Here is a 21,823-nt window from a genome sequence, read left to right as displayed (position 1 = left end):
AAAAACTCCGTCGTTGAACGTTTTAGATTTTCGGAACGACTAGAGGTACGAAAACTGACGGGTTTAGTCAAGAAGTCACAGAAACCGAAAGGGGCCTCTCGGTCCGGCAACTTGTTGCGTTATTTTTTGAGCACGATTTTGTCGAGGGTGCCGGCTTTTTTCATCAGGCGGATGGTTTCGTTGAACTTTTGGAACCAGCGCTCGCCTTCAGGAGACTTTTGGAATGCATAAAAAATAGGCTCTTTTGTTAGGAACTTTTCCTTTTTATAGCCAATCTCTTTAAAACCGAGGCTCTCGATCCCATCGTTAACACTGACTTCTTCGCCCAAAAAGGCGTCGATGCGTCCGGCATGGAGTTTACGGAGGTTGCCTTCGTCGTTGGCGGCTTCTTGGATTTCAACACCTGTGACTTTAGCCAGGTCAGGTGGGTAGGTATAACCCATGGTCACGCCGATACGCTTGTGGGCTAAATCCTTCAGGCTGGAAAAACTTTCAGGCGACTTACTGTAGATGAAGATCTTCTTATAAAAAATCGGCTCGGTTTCAAAGTAGTCATGCTTGTCGAGCTTAGGGTGGCTGCCGGGCAGGAAGGCGAGGCTCCGCCCTTTGCGGAAAATATCGATGGCTCGCACGTTAGGGTAAACTTCGACAGAGACTTTCACGCCAAGCTTTGTGGCGATCTCTTTGGTGAGGTCGATAAACGTGCCGCGTTCTTCGGATTCGATAAAAAAAGGAATGGGTTGAGCGGTGAGTTTTAGAATCTCCTCTGCTTTTGCAACTCCCGTTGTTAGCGTTAGTAGCAGCAGAAGACGGAGGGTTCTCATTAGAAGCTTCCGATCGACATGTGGAATGCCCAAGGGTCTTCTCCCGGTTTGGCGTCGAGCTTCCAGGCGATTTCGAGGTTCACGGGTCCCACCGGTGTATTGTAGTGGAAGCCAAAGCCCGCGGAGTCGCGGTACTCATCGCCTAAATCCTGATTTTGAATATGAACCGCACCACCATCGTAGAAAATCGCGCCGCCCAAGTTGCCGGCGATCGGGAAGCGAAGTTCAGATTTGATGAGATACATCGTCGCAATACCTTTGAGGTAGTACGTGTCTGTGTCTTTAGCGAGACCCAATTGCGTGTAAGTCGGGAAGTACTGGCTTGTTCCGTTGAAACCGCGGATCGTCGTGCTACCGCCCAAGTAGAACCCTTTTTTATCGTAAGGAACACCGTCAGCAGCGCCCGTGCCTTTACTGAGGTTTTCGAGATAACCGCCGCGCATGGAGTTCGCCCAGACCATAAAGTTATCTTTAAAATAAGGAACACGCAGATACTGAGTAAACGCGCCTGTCGCACGTTGGAATTTGATTTCGCCGGGCTCTCGAGAGCTACCAATCTCTGGCGAAGAGTATTCGTAAGCAAGGGTTGTGAAGTTGCCGCGAGTCGGGTTGAACGGATTGTCGCGGTAATCGATATCAATGCGCGGGCCGGTCGTTGCGATATCCTGAATGATCGGCTGAGCATTGTTATCTAAGAAGTGATCTTGTAAGTGAGCGCCATTCCATACTTCGTAGATCGCAGTGATGTGCGAAGTAATGTCGCGCTCAATCGACCATGTGGTCTGATTGACGTCAGAGATTTTCTTGGCATTGTAATCCGTCAACTGGCTTGAACGTGTGAGGTTCACGCGACCACGGAACTTCGTATCGAGCAAATAAGGCTCAAGATATCCCAGCGTGATCTTGGATTCGAGGTATTTGATCTCATTGACGTTGTAGTTACCTTCCACGCGGAGGGAAACCCCGCGCCCAGTTCCGCCGATATTGTTGTAAGCAATCCCTGTATAACCACGAAGTGTCAGGCCCAAGTCACTCGTTGCACCCGCACCCAGAGTAAACACCCCTGGATCGCGTTCTGTGACTTTAATCACCAGCGTACGGTTGGCGACGCTGGTTTTTTCCTCGAGAGTTTTTACTTCGACGGTGTTGAAGTGACCGGTGCGCTGGAGTTTCGCGATGGCTTCATCCAGTTTTGACGGAGTCACTGTATCGCCCGGTTGCAGGTCGATTTCTTTCAAGAGGACGTAGTCTTTCGTGAACGAGTTGCCATCCAGAACAATCGTGGCCACACGCACCTGAGGGCCCTCATAGATTTTGAAAGTCAGTTTGGCCTGGGTGTTGTTGTCGTTATAGGTCACAAGGTCTTCTTTTTCATTCAGAAGAACCATGTCGATATAACCTTTTTCCTGATAGTATGTCTTGATGTTCTGAATCGCTCTTTCAAGCTCTGTCAGATGGAGCGGCTGATGGTCTTCGAGGTCGACCGCTTTGAGTAAAGCCGCTGCCGGCACGGTGTCGTTACCGATAAACTGAATGCCTTCGATCTGCGTGAGCGGGCCCTCGTCCAAATTCACATAGACAGAGACCTGATTCTTTTCCTTGTTGTACTGCGTGCGAGTCGAGTTGATTTTCGCAAGCAGGTAACCCTGGTTCTGCAACTCAACACGGAGGGCTTCAAAACCCTGATCGAGCTCCACTTTGTTGTAGTAATCTTTTTGGATCAAATCGGAAGAAAGCTTTTTTAGCAGGCGGGCATAGTATTCTGGCGAGCGCGAAATACTGCCAGAGAAATCAAACTTACTGATTTTAACTTTCGGGCCTTCTTCGATATTAAACGTGATCTTACGAGTGAAAGGCCGGCGGCCTTCGATGTCCTCGCTCTGGACTTCGATACGGGCAAAGCCGCGGGACAAGTACAAGTTCTTGATCTTAGCGGTCAGCTCAGAACCGATATTCGGGTTCGCAGAGTAGAAATTGCCGAGATCCAGTGAGTTATTGAGCGTCGACGAAGAAATTTCGCGATTTCCGAGGTATTCGATCTGATAAGCATCGACTTTTTCCAAGCGGAAAGTCAGCTGCGCACGGGATTCATCGGCATTGAACGAAATTTCAGGGCCTTTGATCTCTGTCCGCACATAGTATTTGCTATTGAGGTACTCGCGCGTTTTCGTCAGAACTTCAGCGATCTGCGAATCGGTGAGGGCATAGCCCTTTTCGCGCGACAATTTGCCTTCAAGCGCTTTATTGAGTTCGGTATTGGCTGAGTTGAATGTAAAGCCACCGATCAGCGTTTGAACGCCCTCTTTGATTTTCACTACGAGCTGAACATCGCCTTTGCCGTCTGGCGGGATTTCCACGTCGATCGAGGCATTGCGATAGCCATTTTGATTGTACTGCTGAACGAGCTTGCGACCACCGGCTTCGAGCTGGTCCTGGTTCAGAACGTCATTCGGGCTAATGCCGAAAATCTGCTTCGCTTCGGATTCGCCAATCGCACGAAGGCCTTCAAATTTTATCGCTCTGACACGGGTTGAGCGCTGGGTATTTACTTTAAACTGGCCGCCACCGGTGTCTTCGACCTGAACAAGGTCAAACTCCGGGCGCTGTTGCAAATAGCGGATGATATCATCGACGTTTTCAAGCGTGACTTGCTTCGTTCCAATCTGCGGGAAGAGGCGCAGAAGTTCCTTTTGAACCTCCGGCGGCAGAGTTGAAATATTCAGGCTGTGCTTTGTAATCTCAGCCGCAAAGGCGGCACTTGCACTGATTTGAGCTGCAAGGAAGAGCTTTAACAAAAGGGAATTCAATTTCACTATTTGAACTCCCTTCTGAACTCGAGATCCAAGCCGAAGAAGTTTTTCTCACGCGTGGAGTTTGTCACCCCTTGACCGCCTTGAGTCGTCTGGCTGGATTCGTAGCTGCCGATCGCAGAAATGTTGTTATTGATAAAATATCTCAGTTTTACTTCCACATCATTTGTATCGGAGCCCAAGCTACGGCTGGCCGATGCACTCACCCTGTTAGATACCTTACGACTAAATGTCACTTTTGGTACACTGATATTTCGAGTGGAGTCGAAAGAGGAGCTCAGCTGCACGTTCACGCCCAGACGATTCTGAAGTTCTTTATTGATTGGCTGAGACATGATCGCAAAGCCCAGCTCGTAACCGGCTTGGACTTGCTGCTCTCGTCCCTGCGAACCCGTGTAATCCGTGCGCGAAGAAGTCACACCGAGAGCCAAGAGCGAGATAATATCTTGCTCTGGCAGTGGGGGAACGCTCGTCAGGCGGATGGATTTCAGATTTTTTGCAGGGCCTTGGGCCAAGATCATGATGTCGTAGTCGTTCACGCGGGACTGAGCGGAAACATACAAATCCGGGTTGATCTCATCCGGGTTATTGAAAACCACGTTCGCCGTTTGCACGTCGAAGACTTTGTCTTTGAAAATCAATTTAGTGTTTTTGTCGGCTTGCAAGCGGCCCAAAAGAATCGGATTTGAAATCGAGCCTTTGACTTGCAAATTTCCTTGAACAGATCCATCCACAAGCGAGTTCTTCACCAGGAAGCTTTTTTCAAACAAGATCTGCACGTCCAAAATCAAACTTTCAAAGCTCGATTGGCGAAGGATCTTCGGCAGATAGATGGATTGACGGGTGTTGCCAGCCGCAGTGTCACCACCCTCGGTGAATTCACGCTCGAAGATCCCGCTGCTGACTCTGTAGGTCCCTGAAAGCAAGAATGGGAACCACTTCCCAGAGATCAATAAATCGGCCGAGCCTGAGGTACGGACTTTATCCGGGATATTAAGATTCACACCATCTAAAGTCAGACGGATCGAGGTCGGCATATTACGGTATTCGTTGATGGTGATATTACCATCAGCAGAAACCAAGCCGCCAGCCATTTGTGCCTTGATCGAGTTAATAAGCACTTTGGTTTGCGAGAAGTTCACTTCAGCCTGAATTCGCTCAATCGGGTGCGGCAGGCCTTTGATTTTTACAAAGCTGTTATTGGTCGTAAGACTTCCCAGGATCTGCGGCTTCATCAGTGAGCCTGAGAGCGTCGCCGAAGCTTGGATGGAGCCCCCGAGGTCATCCAAGAATGGGAAGAACATATGGAACAAGCGAAGCTCCGTATTCGCAACGAGGTTCACGTTCATATTGTCGAGAGTGAAATCCTGGCCGCGGACTTGGATGCTATTTTGTGGTCCTTCGAGGTTAAAGTTCTGAATGCGCATCTTGCCGTTATCAACGCGAACAAAGATCGGATCAGGGTTGCGGAAGCTCAAGTTACCGCGCTTCAAGAAAAGATTTTTAACTTGAACGCTGCCACTCGCTTTACGCCATTGGCCAGTTTCAGATTGCAAGTCGACGTCAGCAGTTAAGCTTGAGTCGTATTCGTTCTGATAAGTGTTCCCGCTCAAAATCGATAAAAGCGAAGCGTAGTTCCAGTCGACGGTTTTTAAACGCAGGCGCATCGGCGTATTTGCAAATGGCAGTAACCAGTCGGCTTGGATTCTGTGGCCGAAGAGGTTGGCGTTTCCTTCCATCGCCGCCTTTTTGATTTTCAAATCAAAGAACGAAGATGGCACTTCCTGCTCATCGAGAACGGTTTCGGTAATACTGCCGCGAAGAGCGATATCCGGTTCAGTGACTTTACCGTGCAACTGACTTGAGAAGTTGAGAATACCGAAGATGTTCGTGCTGATTTTAGAAATAAAGTCCGATTCATCGAGGCGGAAGTTCTTGCCTTCCACTTTCAGGTTCAATTCCTGCTGAGGGCTAATCCCGCCATTGGCGGTGATGGTGGCCGCATTCTTTCTCAGGAAGGCCTTTTGGATTTGCATATTGCCTTGGGTAGACTGTGCATTCAGGATCAGTTCATCAAAAGATTCTCCGGCGAACTGGCCGCCGCGGAATTTTGAATCGAGCTGGTAAGAAAGCTTCCAGAAATCCAGGGGACCGTTGAATGAAATGTCAGCAGAACCCGGCGCTTTGATGGCTAACGGGAAGAGGTAGCGGCCTTCAAACACTTTTACCAGGTCGGCGAGCTCCAGCGTCGGAGATTTGATGCGACCAACGATGTGTGAGTTGTGCAGATCCACGTCCAAAGAACCCTGATAACTTGATTTCGGCAAGAAGCCTGAAAGATCGTTCAACAGCAAGTGGCTCTTCACGTAAGAAAGTGTGCCGTTCAACTGACCGAGGTAGTAGTCCTCGAAGGTGAAATCCTGCAGCTTCATTTTCATATCAAAAACCGCTGAGTAAGAGTCGCCCTTTGTGTTTCCTTCGAGCGAGCCATAGCCCTTAAATTTTAGATTTGCGAGATTGCGAATGCTTGTAAAATCCAAGCGGGGAGAGCTGTAAGAAATATTAAAGCCCTTGGCAAAGTCAATCGTGCCGGAGCTTTCGCCGGTGTTTGCGCCCAAAGTGATATGTGCTTTATAGGTAATGGCTTTTTCAGTGATCTCAGTCTGGCCCTTTGCCGACATCTTGGCGATGTCAGCGATAACGGCTTTTTTGTTCTTGAAGTCAGAAGTCACCAGCAAGTCTTCGCCCGAGATCGAGCCGTCGCAAAGCACTTTGAACGGGGCTTTGATTTGACCGCTGCACGGCATATCGGCCTGAAGGTTCAGCCACACAGGAATTTCGTGAAGGTTTAAAGCGACAAAGAGTTTCTGCAAATCGATTTTTGCAACCTTGATCGTCGTCTTGAAATTTAAATTTTCTTTCAGCTCAATTTCGCTGCCGACCAGGCGGGCATTACCGGCCGGGTGATTGATCTGCACATCCGGGAAGATCAGGCTATTGCCTTTAAACACGCCCTGAAGAGCGGCATTTCCCAGGGTGAAGTGATCGACGGAAACATCTTTGGTTTTTAAATCCATCTTTCCCGTGATCTGATCTTTGCCGTTGATTTTTACATCCACACGGGTCGTTGCTTCGCCCATAACCGCAGGAAGCTTATAATCTGGAAACATCGGACGGAGCTGCTGCATGATTTCTTGGAACTTGATATTGCCGTTCGCCTCCAGAGTCGCGCGCGGGACCAGGGCCACTTGAGAAAACTTATCGAACTCGCCCTTTACGATCAGCTCGGACTCTCCATAGCGGGCGCCCGCATGGGTGATGCGCAAGTTGTCGCGGCCAAGCACAGCTGCAATATCAAAACGCGTTTCGATCGGGCCTTGATTGAATACAACTAGATTCAGGCGCGGCACATCCAAGCGAGCCGTGAGGGAGTTACCATGATTGCCGACGAGGAGATCGGCGCCGTTTAAGTGCGCCGAAGATTTGTGTTTTTGTGATTGCAAGTCTAAGTTCAAGTTGTGAATAAATACACGCTCGATCGGAATTTTTTCTAAGATCTCAAAGAGCTGATTCAGTGGAAGTGCTTCCGGCTTTGATGGCTGATCCAAGATCGGATCGAGCTGTACGCGGGCTTCCGGAGAATCTACTAAAACCGCCGACACCAACACACGGCCCGTGAAGAGTTGAAACAGGTCCAAGTTCACTTTGACGCTTTCGATGTTCGCACGGTCTGTGTATTTTTTGAGGTCGCCCTTTGTAGTGATCGTGATCTTTTCCATCGCCGCGGCATTTTTCAAAATATTGAATTTGATGGATTCAGCCTCAATAACCACCGGCAGGTGTTGCTCTGAATAGGATTTCAGCTTTGTCAGCGCCCAGGCTTCACCGGCGGGGATCGCCCAATACTTCAACCCGGCGGCCAGGACCGCGAGCACGATCAGTGGTGGTAACAAGATCAGGAGAACCCGTTTCATTGAGATCTCCACAGATCCAGCAGCACCGAGCCGGAGCGGTAGTTCGGACGAGATACAAGAAGGCTTTCAAGAATTTCGATCGCGGTGTGTTTTTGTTCAAGGCCCCAATAGGCCTGGGCCCGCAGGTAAGCGGTTGCAAAGAACGTTTCCGGCTCATGCGCTAACCGCAGTTCCAGCGGGCTCAGCTCGGCCAACACTTCGAGGAAGTGACGGCATTTTAGTTTTACTTCAAGATAAAACCAGCGCTGCTCCGTCGTGAGCTCCATACGCTCAAGAATTGCCAGGCTCGTCGCGTATTCATCGAGCATGAATGCGGCAACAGCAAAATCAAAAGCGATTTCAGGATAAGTCGTGGCTAATGTTAAAAGCGAGTTCTTAACGGCGTCGGCAACGGCCTGCATTTCAGGGGACATCGGCGGCTCGACAACTTCACGCGCGCGCCCGACAGGCGATCGGCGTGAAAGAATATCCAAAGCGTAGCGCTCTTTGTGCTGACGGATTTCTTCAAGAATATCCTGATCGCCCGGGAACATGCGTTGCATTTTACCGAGCATGATCTTTTCTTGCTCGTAGAGCTGCTGAGTCCGCAAGGTGAGGAGCTCATCCAGCATTTGCTGCTTCAGTTCGCTGGCGCGCTTGCGGCGTTTGCGCTTGAGTTCATTCTTCCACTGAGTGGATTTTTTGAGGAAGCGCTCGGCCCCTTCGGCAAGACAGACTTGCTCAGCCGCATTTTCTTCCTCGATACCCATGACGAGGAACTTCACCACGTCTTCTTCAAGATCGGGAAGACCCTTTGTGAGGGACTCGATGAAGTACGACCAGGGCATCACAAATTTTCTGTGATTGATATTACGAAGACAAAAGCCCACGAGTTGTTGATAGAGACCGCAACTGAGCAAGAAACGCGAAAGATCACGCAGGCTTTCCGTAGACCAATCCTCTGGATTGTCTTCGAAAAGTTTGATCAACTTTTCCGCGACGACTTCTGGATCACGAAATTCTTCCAGAAGAGTTTTAATTTCCAACTCAAGCGAGAGTGTCAAAACAGCCTCCAAAATCCGTTTTGGCCGAACCCTCTCATTTTCGGTCATTTTCGAGTAAATCTGCAGCCTTAACGCTATGCAAAAATCGGGAAAAAGAGGCGGCAAAAATAGCCTATGAATTGGTCCGGAAAACGCTTGAGAATCGGGCGAAAAATCTCGGCATTTCAAGGTGAAAGGCTAGGCGGATTTACCTGTCACAAGTCCAAAGGTCGGCCCTCGGGGCGAGGAGACCGTCTTCCATAATTGTTTCATTGCAGATGGCTGGGGTTCTCCTAGACTAGAAGACAAAGTAAAGAAAAGCTGCAGGACCCTTCGATGAAGAAAATGATTTTGTTTTTAGGGCTTTTAGGTGCGTGTGCTTCTCAACCGAAAGTTGAAAAGCCGGTGTGGCTCACTCAACCGACGCGCATTGTGGATAATGGTTACATCGTCTATGTAGGCTCAGCCGAAGATGGCAATGCAGAGCGTGCGCAGTTCAAAGCCGAGGGACTTGCGCTGGAAGATCTGGCCAACGAGTGCTCTTTCATTCCGAAGGGTGCAAGGATTGAGGATCGTTACAGCGAGAAGGACAAGTATTTTACGAAGGCCTACGTGAAGATCGGTCTTGAGTTCGCTGAGTGCGAAAAAGCAAAACACGCGAATGATCCTGCAACCATTCGCGAGATCGCCAACACGTCATTTACGGAGCAAATTCGTCGCTATCAAGATTTGTCGGAAACGGGTGATATGCCGGATCCAGCTCAGTACGCGGCTCTCGAGGTTCCGCCCAACGTGGAACCCATGCCATCGAGTGCGGGTATGAGCGAAAGCACGCACTTCTATGTAGTGCGCCAGTACGTCGCTTATCAGAAAGAAACTGTGATTTTATCTCCGCCGACAATGTATGCGGCAAACTCACCCGAGGCGCAGCATTGGTCTGCGGCCATACAGCCAGCAGTCACGCAAGTGCAGACGTATCAGAGCAAAAATCCTGTGCTTGAAACCAAGCCCGAAGCTTGGTCGCACTTGGCAGATCATCCGAAACTCCCGCGTCCCGAGACGCTGATGGCAAGCAGGCCTGCTCCGCGTGCGGTCTATAAACCCGTAAAAACTCCGAAAGGGGCTCATGTCACGAGCGGCGTTCATCATGACAGCGGTGGCGGCAAAAAGAAGAAGCGCAAGAAGCACTCTTCATAGAAATTCTCAAAAAAAAAGCCCGCTTTTTCAAGCGGGCTTTAGAGTTTACTTCATATTGACGCGTTCTACGTAATCACCAGTTGAAGTGTCGATGCGAAGAACATCGCCTTCATTGATGTGCAACGGAACTTGAACCACAAGGCCCGTTTCCATTGTTGCAGGCTTCGTCGCGCCAGAGACGCGGTCGCCTTTGATGCCTGGATCAGATTTAGTGACTTTCAAGTTCACAGCTTTTGGAACGTCCGCAGCGACGGCTTTTTCGTTGTAGAACAAGATCACAACTTTCAAGTTTTCAGTCAGGTAGTATTTTGAATCGCCGAGGTCGTCATCAGACATAGAGATTTGCTCGTAAGACTCTTGGTCCATGAACGCATAACCGGAGTCGTCTTTGTACAAGAACGTCATCTCTTTGTTTTCTACGTTTGGTACTTCGAATTTTTCACCAGATTTGAAAGTGACTTCGAGATTTTGACCAGTCAAAAGATTGCGCAATTTTGTGCGGCTGAACTGGTTCCCTTTACCAGGCTTTACGTGTTGGAAATCAACGATCACGTAAGGTTTGCCTTCAACCATGATCTTAAGACCTTTTTTAAAATCTGCCGTTTCGTACATAGCATCCCCATTTGTAATTAAGAGGAGCCAATATAATCTAAGGAGGCGGGGGCCGGTCAATGAAAAGAGGCGAAGACGGGTTATTAAACCTGTCTATATTCGCCAATATTGCGGAGCATCATCTCGAGAACTTCGAGTTTTTTCTGGCTGATGGCCTTCTCGCGAGAGACCAAAGGCTTCAAAGGAGTCGCATGATCTTCATCTGTGGAAGCCGCCATCATCGAGCCGCTACGGCTATGGAGGAGCTTCATCCGCTGCAAAATCTCGGGGTGATCGCCGAACTCGGTCTGTGTATCACTCAAAAGCATTTTGGCTTTATTCAGATCATTGCGAACGATAAAGGCATCAATCAGCGACAACATTCTTTCAAGGCCACGCGGAGTTTGCGGGCCTTTTTTTGCAACCACGGACTCGGTTGGAATTTCCGAAGCCGTGTGAATGCCGGCCTCTTCGATTTCTTCGTCTTCGATCCAGAATTGCTCTTTGAGAGAGCCAATTTTGCTCATCTCAAAAACATCGTCATCGTACTCGTCCGCCGTCAGGCTTTCAAGTTTGGTCACGGCTTTGCGGGCACGCTCACTCTGAGGATTTAAAAACAAAACCATCTTGAAAGCTTTCAAAGCTTCTTTTGGTTGCTTGTTTTGTAAATAAATTTCGGCTTGTAGATGATGCGCCAAAATATTTTCCGGTGATAGCTGAATGGCTTTTTGCACCAACTTTAAGCTATCTTCCGGGCGGTTCATGTCTTTCATGATGCGGGCGTAAACCACAAGCCCAGAGGCAAAAGTAGGGTGACGCTTCACTCCATTTTGCGCGACCGTCGCTGCTTCTTTGAGCATTCCCATTTCGCGGTAAGCTTCAGCAAGCGGGGCGAAGACCTGAGAGTTCGGATCTTTTTGTAGAATGACTTGGTATTTCTCTATGGCGCTTGCTTCGATTTTGGGCATCTCGGATATTGTTGCATCCCTGTTTAAGAAATTCAATAGAGCTTTTTATTGTTATTGACCGAGCCTCAGAGACGAATTCAAATACCCTGATGAGTTCACTGATTTTGGGAGTCGATCCCGGTTCGCGCATTACTGGTTTTGGTTTGATCCGCGTTTCGCGTGGCGGTCAGCTGGAACATGTCAGTCACGGCGTGATCGTGATGGACACCGATGCGGGCTTTCCAACGCGCATGATGCAGCTCGGGACCGCGTTTCAGGAAATCATGCAGAAGTATCAACCGGATCAAGTTGCCATCGAAAAAATCTTCCTCGGTAAAAATGCCGACAGTGCCTTCAAACTGGGGCATGCCCGCGGTGTGGTGATGTATGAAGCGGTCCGCGGCGGCGCGGAAGTTTTCGAGTACGCCACGCGCCTTGTGAAAAAAGGCGTGACAGGGGATGGGGGAGCCAGCAAAGAACAGGTGCAAGCCGTGCTGAAAGCTCTGTTGCGTTTGCCAAAAATCGAACGCCTGGATGCTTCGGACGCCTTGGCGATGGCCTGCCATCATGCTTACGAAATTCAAAAGCAGCAGCTGGTTCGTCGCGCGGTTGAATTGTAATTTTATTCTAAGAGGTCTTTATGATCGGTTATCTTAAAGGAAAAGTGGTTGAAGTAGCGCCGGATGCGGCCTTGATCGATGTCAACGGTGTTGGCTATGAGATCCTTGCTTCAGTAAACACGCTGATGGATTTGCAAGCGCTTCTGCACAAAGAAGTGATCGTGTGGATTCACACTCATGTTCGCGAAGATGCCTTTCAACTTTTTGGCTTTCACTCAAAAGAAGAAAAGAATTTGTTCTTGTCGCTGTTAAAAGTAAATGGTGTCGGTCCCAAGATGGCGTTAAGCATTCTTTCCGGCGGCCGCGTGCCGCAGATTCACGAGATGATCGAAAGCGGGAATGCCAAAGCGCTTTCAAGCCTGCCGAAGGTGGGTAAGAAAACCGCCGAGCAAATTATTCTCACTCTGAAAGGCAAGCTTGTTCTGATTGAAAAAGACGAGCCGGCGAGCAAGAAAAAAGCTCCGAACCCGCATCCTGAGATTTCTTCGGCACTGTTGAACTTGGGCTTTAAGCCTCTTGCAGTAGAGCAGTACGTATCGACACTGCCGAAAGATGCGGACTTGGAAGACAGCATCCGTAAAGGCTTAGCGGCCCTTTCAGGACCGCTCTAGCTTAGAAAATAGAAAATAGGTTGAGATATGGAAATTAAGATGGAAGAAAACCGCACGGGTCGAATTTTGGAAGGCACTCTCGCTGAAGGCGAAAAGTCTTGGGAGAATATTCTTCGTCCTCAAACATTCGAAGACTTCCCTGGTCAGCAAGAAGTGAAAGAAAAGCTAAAGATCTTCGTGGGTGCCGCCAAAGGCCGTGCCGAAGCTTTGGACCACACACTTTTGAGCGGTCCTCCGGGACTTGGTAAAACCACTCTTGCGAAAATCATCGCGAACGCGATGGAAGTGGACTTCAAAGCCACTTCAGCTCCTGCGATCGATAAAAAGGGCGACCTTGCGGCGATTTTGACGAGCCTCAAGCCCCACTCTGTTTTGTTCATTGATGAAATTCACCGTCTCAGCCGCCATGTGGAAGAATATCTCTATACGGCGATGGAAGATTACTACATCGATATCGTGACCGGCGAAGGTCTCGGCGCGCGCTCGATGAAGTTCCAATTAGCACCCTTCACATTGATCGGTGCAACCACGCGCGCTGGTTTATTGAATTCTCCGTTCCGGGATCGTTTCGGGATTGTTGAAAGAATGAATTTCTACGATCGCGAGTCGTTACAGCAAATCGTTGAACGTGATGCGAAGATTTTGAATCTGACGATTCAAAAGGGTGGGGCAGAAGAAATCGCTCGCCGTTCCCGCGGAACTCCGCGTGTGGCGATTCGTTTGCTCAAGCGCGTGCGTGACTTCGCGCAAGTGCAGTCCAATGGTGTGATCACGCAAGATCTTGCAAATTCAGCGTTGAATTTGCTCGGCGTGGATCGCCACGGCTTGGATCCGATGGATCGCCGTATTTTACAGCTTATACATGAAAAATATGCCGGCGGTCCTGTCGGCGTTGAAACGATCGCGGCGGCTCTGAGTGAAGAGCGCGACACCATCGAAGAAGTTTACGAGCCGTTCTTGCTGCAAGAAGGCTTCATCCAGAAGACTCAGCGCGGTCGTGTGATCACAGAGTTTGCTAAAAACCAAGTATTTGAAACTACGGGGTCCAATTAGCCTCGTACGAGGATGAAAAAATGAAAGCAAGAATTCCTCTTTCCGTGGAAGTGTTGCGTGGTTCGGTGGTGGAAAGTCAGCACCAAGTCATGGCCGTTGTTGTGGATGAAAGAGCAGTGCCTGCACTTTATTTCGGGAATGTCGACTACCTGACGTTTCCGCGTTCAGCGATTAAGATGCTTCAAGCACTGCCGTTTGTAGAGTCCGGCGCCTATGAGGCTTTTGGTTTTGAACCGAAGCACTTAGCTCTTGTGTGTTCTTCGCACCGGGGTGAGAAAAATCATATTCTGGCTGTGACTGAAATCATGAAAAAAGCGGGTATTCGCGAAGAGCAGTTTGTTTGTGGTGGTCATTTGCCAGCGAACGAAGCCACTGCGCACGAGATGATCCGCCGGAATATTACACCCACTCCAATTGTGAATAATTGCTCTGGTAAGCACAGTGGAATCATCGCGACGTGTTTGCATCTCAAAGAAAATCCGGAAGGCTACGAAAAGTATTCGCATCCGGCGCAAGTGCGTATGCGCAAAGTTCTTTCTGAGGTGATGCGCTTTGATCACGAAAAGGCCCATTATGGAATCGATGGGTGCGGTATATTGACATACGCTGTTCCACTTCAGAACCTGGCAATCGGCATGCAAGCTCTGATCAATCCACGAGAATCCGATAAAAGACGTGCGGCCGCACAAACAATCTTGGATGCTGTTCGAGCTGAGCCTTTTTATGTTTCTGGGACAGATGATTTTACCACAGATTTTATTCAGGTGACGAAAGGCCGTTGCATCATTAAAAATGGCGCAGAGGGTGTTTTTTGTGGTGTGATTCCTGAAAAGGGCTGGGCTTTTGCCATTAAAGCAGAAGACGGAGCTTCTCGAGCATCGCAAGCGGCGACGGCTTTTTTACTCGACAAAATGGGTGTGTTGAAAGAGGACGAAAAGCAATCACTGAAAAAGTATCTGGAACCAAAGGTGAAAAACTGGAAAGGTGTGGAGGTCGGCAGTATTCGTGTCAAAATGCCGACATAACTATGGTGGCAAGGATTTGGCTTGGAGTACTTATCGGACTTTTTAGTCTGACCGCCTTCGCGGAATCTCGCAAAGTGGCGGCTCTGTATTGGAGCAGCAACATCGAAGGCCAGGTCGCCATGAGAAAAGGCCTCGAATCCGAGGCCGCTCGCTATAATAAAAAATCTAAACCCGAAGATAAAATTGAAATCATTCCCTTTGTTGCCGGTGACGGTAAAGCCGGAATTAAAAATCAAATTGAGCAATTCGCTAAAGCCATTTCTTTAAAACCGGCAGTCATTATCATTCAGCCAACGGACAACGCGGCTTTGTCGTATAAACTGCAAGAAGCCAATAGGCTTAAAATCCCCGTGGTTGCTTTTGACCAGTATATTGTCGGCGGAGATCTCGAAGCCTTCGTTACGAGCGACAACTATCAGGCGGGCCGCTTGAATGCTGAGTATATTTCTTCTTTCTATCCTAAAGAAACACAAATTCGGATCGTGGTTTTTGCCTATCCTAAAGTTTCATCGACGACGGATCGCCTGGACGGATTTTTCGATACCCTTCGTCACCTGGATCAAGATTTTCAAGTGCTAAAAACATATGAAGCGGTAGAACCTATCGGTGGAAAAAAAGCCGCACAGGATTTTTTAAAAGACTTCCCGCAAAAAGGTTCTGTGGATGTGATCGTGTCTGTAAATGACGGCGGCGGCATTGCGATCGTCAAAGAACTACAAGCCGCAGGCCGCACTGAAATCAAGCACGCAACAGTCGATGGTGATCCTGAGTCCATCAAGAACATCGTTAAAAATAACATCACGGTGATCGATTCCGCTCAGTTCTGTGGTGAAATAGGGCGGCAAAGCTTTGTCGCAGCAGCGGATCTCTTAAACGGCCGTGTTCCTGCCAAGAAAATTCTCGTGCCGACTTTTCCGGTGACGGCGAAGACGGCTTCGATGTATTCCGGGTGGATGAGTGATATCCCCGCGACCTTCCGCAAAGAGTGGACAAAAGACCGTGCTCTCTGGGAAAGTTCGATCAAACGCATTCAGGGGAGGAGGCAGTGAATAAGTGGATGTTCCTGGCGCTCTCGTTTTTTTCGGTTTTCGCTTTTGCTGCTCCTGAGAAAATTCGGATCGGAACGGAGTGGATTTTGCCTTATACCGGGATGGCTGAGATGGGCCGTCCCACGGGATATATTTACGATATCCTTGAGGAGATCGCTAAAAAGTATCACTACAAGTTTGAATATGTTGAAATCCCAGCCATGCGCCAAGCGTCTTCGGTGCAAAAGAATGAAATCGATTATGCTATTTTGCCAGGGTATGTGATTCGCTATCTTCCCAATGTGGATATTGTTGAAACTCCCTTTGGCGTGAGCTATGCCGGTGCCCTCACTATGGGGAAAACGCGTTTAGAAAGTCTGTATGATCTTTCTGATCTTGCCGGGAAAACGATTATTTTTTCGTATATGGGGCCTGAGACCGATGACTTCCGCGAAAGTGTGCAGGATGAAACTCAGAGCGGAAAGAAAACCGAGCTGGTTGAAATCAGCGGCGCAGATATCTCACAGCGAATGATCCTGATGATGAAAACCAAGCGGGCAGATGTAGCTCTCGGTGATTTCAATGTGCTTCGTTATAGTGCCGCACAGACCAAAGGCACTCTGGTGCATGTCATTCCGGCGTCTTTTGCCGGCTTTGGCTCGGTGGTGATGTTTTCAAAGAAAAATAAAGCAGGTTTTCGCAAACTCGATAAAGAAGTCGCCGAGTGGTTTGAAAACGCCCGCAAGAGCGGGCGTCTGAAGCAGATTCTTAAAAAGTACAATCTGATGGATTGGGAAAATCTTCTGCCGTACTAGTCGACTACATCAAGATAGATTTTCTTGCTCAAGCGTGGGAAGAGCGGCTCGTGCAAGAAGACCGGGTCAAATTTGAATTTAAAGTCACCCAAGGCCATAACTGCAAATTCAGCGATGATGGTGCCTGAGACGTTGCCTTGATAGCGGCTGTGAACCACGGGCGCGTTCAACACGATTCTTTCGAAAGAAACGTTACGGCCTTCACCGCGGCAAGCAGCATCGTACAGAGTTCCGACGGCCGCTTCGATGATGGCAGCTTCAGCAAGAACGGAGTTGCCGAAAGCTTTCGGATCGCCGCTTTGACGAAGCATGAAACTTGGATCTGTCCAGATATCAGTAAAGCGGCTGATCATAGAAGATGCTTTCGCCCAGCTTGGATCTGTTGGATAGACAGCCCAGTTGCTGTTTGGTTCACAGAATGTGGCGCCCGGTTTTACGTTACCAAGACCCATTGCGATCGCTTTGGTTGAAGTGATCTGAATGTTGCGGTTGGCGTTCGCGTTCGTGAATGAAATCGGACCGTAGATGAAGACAGAACCGATCACGTGAATACGGCAACCTGTGCTGGTATTCAGTTGCAAGTTTTGCAAGAGCAAAGGACCGCGCAACAGAAGGTCTCCGTCGCAAGTCACAACGCTGTTGTTTTGGAAGAAGTTGCCGCGATCCTGCAAGCCAGCGAGGGGTGAGCCCACAGGATCGCGGAAGTATTTTTGTCTTTCATTGGCAGCGAAACCACCAAAAGCATTTGCGAGGTCTGTTTCAGTCGGTGCACCAATATAGATGCTGGATTTTTCATAGACGTTGGCGGCCTTTGTGCCTGCATCTGTTGATTTAGCGAATTGACCACGAATATATTCAGCCAAAGTTTTTGCCGCAGTTGCTGTTGTCACAGCCGCAGGCGCAACGGCCTTAGGAACAAACACAGATTTGTCGGCAGGAATCGTCATGGTGTTGAAGTTATTGCCGTGGTCTCCGTAGATACCACCGCTATTCCATGTTGTTGTGACCGAGCCGACAGTTTGAGCCGGCAAGCTAAAGAAGTAGTCACGGCCTTTGCCATCACCTTTATAACCGAAGTCGGTCACGATGCTAGAGTCGACATTGGCGTGACATTGAACGCAGCCCATACCGCGAATGGCGAGTGCCGGTTCGAGACGGAGAACAACGTCATTGCCTAAGGCGTTGTCGGTAGATGCAGCCGAAGCGGACATTCCGCCGGTGCCAGTGACGTCATCAATTGAGAAGCCTGTTTTGGAACAGTTCTGGAACAATAAAACCAACATCCCAGTGAGTGCTACCAGTGTTAACTTCCCCATTCATTCCCCCTGTTGTCAGGTAATGCAAGCAGGGGGCCACCACGGGAAGGCCCACGATGTCTAAAACTCCTTAGAGTTTCAACAATGTCAGGATTCAAGACAGTCTTTCTCAAAGTGAGAACGGTGTTCCCACTGAAATAATAGAGAAATTAAGCTGCCTTCTTGTTGGCAATGTCACCATATTTCATATCAATGCCGGCGATGTGTGCGGTCAACCACACTTTGAGGAATCGGAAGAACTCATCTGTCAAAGTTTTAGACTTCTCAAAGTTCTTAACGTGGTCGTCTAATTTTGCGAGCAGGTCTTTGTGGATCTTTTTGTGAACGTTCGCATGGGAGTAGGGAAGAGTGTCGAAAAACTTCTCCTCATGATCGAAGTGTGTGATCGTCCAACTTTGCAGTTCTTTGGCGATACTCACGAGCTCAGTAAAAGGAGCCTTTTCTTCGTAGCGGGTCGCAAGCTTATTCATCAGGTTGATGAGTTTGATATGCTCTTGGTCCATCTTGTCGACGTGAATGCTAAGTTTGCTTGGATCCCACTGGAAAATATGTGCCACGACGGCCTCCTTCAATTTGAGTGTATTTCTTATCGGCTGCTGCGTTCGAAAATGGAGCTTAAAAGCCACAAATCAGGATTTTTTGACAGGGAGCCAGCCTTTGGGGTAGATTCAGCCCATGTTCTTACAAAAGACGATTCGCAAAAAAACTCTCGTTCATGGCATTGGTATTCACTCGGGCGATCCCTGCACACTGACATTCCGCCCGGCGCCACCAGACACAGGCGTTTATTTCGTAAGAACGGACCTGCCGGGTTCTCCGTCTTTAAAGGTCTCTGCTAAAAACGTTCAAGCAACTTCCCATGCAACCACCATCGGTGGCCCGGCCTTCAGTGTGGCTACGATTGAACATTGTTTATCAGCACTTTCGGCTTTACGTATCGACAACCTTTTTGTTGAGCTCGATGGCCCTGAAATCCCGATCGGGGATGGCAGTGCCAGGGACTTCTTAAAAGCGCTTCTTGAAGTCGGTATGGTGGAGCAAGATCAGCCCCGCAAGTATTGCTATATCACTGAGCCGATTTATTTCTCTGAGGGCGAAAAACACGCCTACGTGGTTCCTTACCATGGCCTGCGTTTGACAGTGACCATCGACTTCCCTCATCCGGCGATTGGTCTGCAAAAGATGGACATCGATGTGAACGAACAGAGTTTCGGCCGCGATGTTGCTAACGCTCGTACCTTTGGTTTCTTAAAAGACGTCGAGGCGCTCAAAGCCCGCGGTCTTGCAAAAGGCGGCAGCTTGGAGAATGCGATTGTTTTGGATCATGAAACAGTGATCAACCCCGAGGGCCTTCGTTTTGCTGACGAGTTTGTTCGTCATAAAACTCTCGATGCTTTGGGGGATCTTGTGACTCTGGAAATGCCGCTCATGGGCCACGTCGTTCTCTACAAGGCCGGCCATGATATTATGAATAAATTGGTTCGTAAGATTATGGATTCCCCGCAGAGCTTCCGTCATGTGGAGCTAGGGGCGGATATCACTGAGGAAGTCCAGCGCTTCTCAGGCTGGGTTGTTCCTCAGTAGTCGTACTCGACCGTCTATTTTCCATTATCTATTTTCTACTTGCCGCCGAGTGCGAATGAAATCGCTTCGATCTGTCTCTGAGTCAAATTCATCAAATTGGCATTTGTATTCATTTGCGGAACAGCCGACAGCGCATTCTTGATCTGAGAAACGCGCGCACCTTTTTTCGCAGAACTGGCAAGGGCCCCGTGGCAGCTTGCACAGTTTGTCGTGTAGAGAGCCGAACCATCGTAAGCAATCATATAGAATGGCGACTTCGTGCCGAGGTTGTGATCATACAGATTGCCATCTGTTTTATAGTTGTAGGCCTTTGAGATTACACAATTCGTAGAAGCTCCTGGATTCATGGCAGAGCCGTGCGGGCACGGTTTGCCACCGGTATGCATTTGGTGAACGACGCTGTCGTTATTCGTGAACTTCAAAGTTTGACCGATGAAAGTTTCAACCACGGTGGCTGTTGTATTCCAAGGAGTCGCGCCTGTACTGGCCGGGATCGAGAAATTCACCTGCAAGTTGATCTCGTTGGTAGAGGGCGTGCCCGTCGTTGGCGTGGTTGTCAGAGTGAGCGTGTAAGGCGCGATCGTCACTGGAGTATTGCCCTCAAGCGCATTGACCTTCACCACGAGGCTACCGGCCTGGGCGCAGTTAATAATGTAGGTGGTCGCTTTATTGCCGTTTTTCAGGGCACAAGCCGACGGGGTGCCATTCAAAGTGTGTGACCACTCATAGCTGGTCGATGGCAAAAGGGAGTCGGCAAAGACTGAGAACTCCATGTCGGTATTGGGCTCCATCTTGGTTGAGACAGAGGTAATGTGTGGGGTGTCGTGGTTGGCTGAGGACCCGAGGTCCGCGGCTCCGTTGCTGTCTTCGGCTTTAAAGCTCTGTGAGCAGTTCTGGAATAAAATAGCTGTCATAGCAATAGATGCGATCACAAGGATCGTGCGAACCATAAGACTCTTCATGAGTACATTCCCCCAAAGTAGACTGACTTTAGGATACAAGCGTCATGGAGAATTTCCACACATTCAGCGAACTCTCGACTTTTGGTCTTATAATGAGACATTCCCTGTTCCGTGGATATCGAAACAACTTACAGAGCTTAATGCAAAGAGTTATGGGAGCGTGCTTCGGAGGGTGAACACACGCCTTGCAATCCCAAGGCGATGTGGCATATTTCGATGTCGTTACCAAGCGTAGAAAAACAGGAGATATTATGCTTATTGGGGTTCCTAAGGAAATCAAGATTTCTGAAAACCGTGTGGGTATGACTGAAGCCGGCGTTCGCCAGCTCGTTAAAGAAGGTCATTCAATCATCGTTGAAAAAGATGCGGGTGTTGGTAGCGGTATTACCAACGAACAATACGAAAAAGCTGGCGCGAAAATCATCGATACTAAAAAAGAAGTATACGCTAAAGCTGACATGATCATGAAAGTGAAAGAGCCACTCCCAGATGAGTATGAGCTCATGAGAGAAAATCAAATCATCTACACATACTTGCACTTGGCGGCTGAGCCAAAATTGACAAAAGTATTGTGCGAGAGAAAAGTAAAAGCCATCGCTTACGAAACAATTCAGTTGGACAATGGTGCTTTGCCACTTTTGACTCCGATGTCTGAAGTTGCCGGTCGTATGGCGACTCAAATCGGCGCTTACTACCTTCAGAAGGACCACGGCGGTAAAGGCATCCTTATGGGTGGCGTTACTGGCGTGAAACCAGGCAAAGTCACAATCATCGGTGGTGGTGTTGTTGGTACGAACGCAGCGAAAATGGCTGTGGGCTTGGGCGCTTCTGTGACAATCCTTGATGTGAACACAGCTCGCTTGGAATATCTTGATGATATTTTCCAAGGTCGTTGCATGACTTTGTTCTCAAATGCAAAAAACATCGAAGATTCAGTCAAAGAATCTGACTTGGTTATCGGTGGTGTTCTCATTACCGGCCACAAAGCTCCAACTTTGGTTTCTAAAGACATGATTTCTTCTATGTCTAAAGGTTCTGTGGTTGTTGACGTTGCGGTGGACCAAGGTGGTTGCATCGAGACTTGCCGTCCGACGTCTCACCAAAACCCAACTTACGAAGTTGATGGCGTCATCCATTACTGCGTACCTAACATGCCAGGCGTTGTACCACGCACTTCAACTTACGCTTTGACGAACGTCACTTTGAAATACGCTTCTATGCTTGCTGCTATGGGCGTTGAAGATGCTGTTGCTAAAGACAAAAACCTTTTGAAAGGTTTGAATGTTTACGGCGGCCACGTTGTATACGAACCAGTTGCTCGTGACTTGGGCATGGAATACAAGCCTTACAAAATGTAATTTAAAAGCTTCGGCTGATTAAATTTGTGAACCCACATCGAGAGATGTGGGTTTTTTTTGTCTTTCGCGCGAATCGGAGTATCATT

General features: G+C 48.8%; 18 protein-coding genes. 9 read left to right on the top strand and 9 right to left on the bottom strand.

The features are described 5' to 3' along the window. Positions 1 to 119: 119 nt before the first annotated feature. From JSU04_05470 to JSU04_05455, 4 genes are read right to left on the bottom strand one after another with little or no spacing between them, the layout of a single operon-like run. Positions 120 to 824, bottom strand: a complete 705-nt coding sequence (locus tag JSU04_05470; GenBank protein MBS1969732.1) for a transporter substrate-binding domain-containing protein — start codon at positions 822 to 824, stop codon at positions 120 to 122. Further along, positions 824 to 3,637, bottom strand: a complete 2,814-nt coding sequence (locus tag JSU04_05465; protein MBS1969731.1) for a BamA/TamA family outer membrane protein — start codon at positions 3,635 to 3,637, stop codon at positions 824 to 826. The genes JSU04_05470 and JSU04_05465 overlap by 1 nt, the downstream gene beginning before the upstream one ends. Beyond that, positions 3,637 to 7,608: a translocation/assembly module TamB domain-containing protein gene (locus JSU04_05460; protein MBS1969730.1), complete on the bottom strand. Its 3,972-nt coding sequence runs from the start codon at positions 7,606 to 7,608 to the stop codon at positions 3,637 to 3,639. Before JSU04_05460 ends, JSU04_05465 begins: the two co-directional genes overlap by 1 nt. After that, complete coding sequence (locus JSU04_05455; protein MBS1969729.1) at positions 7,605 to 8,651, bottom strand: hypothetical protein; 1,047 nt, start codon at positions 8,649 to 8,651, stop codon at positions 7,605 to 7,607. Before JSU04_05455 ends, JSU04_05460 begins: the two co-directional genes overlap by 4 nt. A 315-nt stretch (positions 8,652 to 8,966) precedes the next feature. Here JSU04_05455 and JSU04_05450 point away from each other — a divergent pair, with 315 nt between their 5' ends. Next, positions 8,967 to 9,827 (top strand): hypothetical protein, encoded by an 861-nt coding sequence (locus tag JSU04_05450; protein MBS1969728.1) that lies wholly within the window; start codon positions 8,967 to 8,969, stop codon positions 9,825 to 9,827. 45 nt (positions 9,828 to 9,872) lie between these two features. Here JSU04_05450 and efp read toward each other — a convergent pair whose 3' ends face one another. Beyond that, a complete protein-coding gene (gene efp, locus JSU04_05445; GenBank protein ID MBS1969727.1) occupies positions 9,873 to 10,439 on the bottom strand; it encodes an elongation factor P in 567 nt (188 codons plus the stop codon). 83 nt (positions 10,440 to 10,522) lie between these two features. Beyond that, complete coding sequence (locus JSU04_05440) at positions 10,523 to 11,386, bottom strand: tetratricopeptide repeat protein (protein ID MBS1969726.1); 864 nt, start codon at positions 11,384 to 11,386, stop codon at positions 10,523 to 10,525. 89 nt (positions 11,387 to 11,475) lie between these two features. Here JSU04_05440 and ruvC point away from each other — a divergent pair, with 89 nt between their 5' ends. Genes ruvC through JSU04_05410 form a run of 6 tightly spaced genes read left to right on the top strand, consistent with a single transcriptional unit; the run spans position 11,476 to position 16,517 of the window. Continuing rightward, on the top strand, positions 11,476 to 11,985 hold the full coding sequence (ruvC, locus tag JSU04_05435; GenBank protein ID MBS1969725.1) for a crossover junction endodeoxyribonuclease RuvC: 510 nt from the start codon (positions 11,476 to 11,478) through the stop codon (positions 11,983 to 11,985). A 20-nt stretch (positions 11,986 to 12,005) separates the two neighbouring features. Next, the gene (gene ruvA, locus JSU04_05430; protein ID MBS1969724.1) at positions 12,006 to 12,596 is read left to right on the top strand and encodes a Holliday junction branch migration protein RuvA; all 591 of its coding nucleotides are present in this window, start codon (positions 12,006 to 12,008) and stop codon (positions 12,594 to 12,596) included. Positions 12,597 to 12,635: 39 nt separating this feature from the next. After that, complete coding sequence (gene ruvB / locus JSU04_05425) at positions 12,636 to 13,649, top strand: Holliday junction branch migration DNA helicase RuvB (GenBank protein ID MBS1969723.1); 1,014 nt, start codon at positions 12,636 to 12,638, stop codon at positions 13,647 to 13,649. Between the two features lie 20 nt (positions 13,650 to 13,669). After that, positions 13,670 to 14,674 (top strand): asparaginase, encoded by a 1,005-nt coding sequence (locus JSU04_05420; GenBank protein MBS1969722.1) that lies wholly within the window; start codon positions 13,670 to 13,672, stop codon positions 14,672 to 14,674. Between the two features lie 2 nt (positions 14,675 to 14,676). Then, positions 14,677 to 15,723 (top strand): sugar ABC transporter substrate-binding protein, encoded by a 1,047-nt coding sequence (locus JSU04_05415; GenBank protein ID MBS1969721.1) that lies wholly within the window; start codon positions 14,677 to 14,679, stop codon positions 15,721 to 15,723. Next, positions 15,720 to 16,517: a transporter substrate-binding domain-containing protein gene (locus tag JSU04_05410; GenBank protein MBS1969720.1), complete on the top strand. Its 798-nt coding sequence runs from the start codon at positions 15,720 to 15,722 to the stop codon at positions 16,515 to 16,517. Before JSU04_05415 ends, JSU04_05410 begins: the two co-directional genes overlap by 4 nt. Here the strand turns inward: JSU04_05410 and JSU04_05405 are convergent. After that, on the bottom strand, positions 16,514 to 17,833 hold the full coding sequence (locus tag JSU04_05405) for a hypothetical protein (protein MBS1969719.1): 1,320 nt from the start codon (positions 17,831 to 17,833) through the stop codon (positions 16,514 to 16,516). The genes JSU04_05410 and JSU04_05405 overlap by 4 nt on opposite strands. Positions 17,834 to 17,982: 149 nt before the next feature. Further along, positions 17,983 to 18,390, bottom strand: a complete 408-nt coding sequence (locus JSU04_05400; protein ID MBS1969718.1) for a hemerythrin family protein — start codon at positions 18,388 to 18,390, stop codon at positions 17,983 to 17,985. 118 nt (positions 18,391 to 18,508) lie between these two features. Between JSU04_05400 and JSU04_05395 the strand changes: the two genes are divergently transcribed. Beyond that, positions 18,509 to 19,417, top strand: coding sequence for a UDP-3-O-acyl-N-acetylglucosamine deacetylase (locus JSU04_05395; GenBank protein MBS1969717.1), 909 nt, complete (start codon positions 18,509 to 18,511; stop codon positions 19,415 to 19,417). A 35-nt stretch (positions 19,418 to 19,452) separates the two neighbouring features. On the opposite strand, the gene JSU04_05390 is transcribed toward JSU04_05395, so the two are convergent. Continuing rightward, positions 19,453 to 20,379, bottom strand: a complete 927-nt coding sequence (locus JSU04_05390) for a c-type cytochrome (protein MBS1969716.1) — start codon at positions 20,377 to 20,379, stop codon at positions 19,453 to 19,455. Between the two features lie 251 nt (positions 20,380 to 20,630). Here JSU04_05390 and ald point away from each other — a divergent pair, with 251 nt between their 5' ends. Then, positions 20,631 to 21,737 (top strand): alanine dehydrogenase, encoded by a 1,107-nt coding sequence (gene ald / locus JSU04_05385; GenBank protein MBS1969715.1) that lies wholly within the window; start codon positions 20,631 to 20,633, stop codon positions 21,735 to 21,737. Positions 21,738 to 21,823: the final 86 nt, after the last annotated feature.

The organism is Bdellovibrionales bacterium (assembly GCA_018266295.1).
Lineage (GTDB): Bacteria > Bdellovibrionota > Bdellovibrionia > Bdellovibrionales > Bdellovibrionaceae > JACMRP01.
The sequence above is the reverse complement of the archived record's forward strand: the minus strand, read 5'-3'. Positions and strand labels throughout refer to the sequence as shown.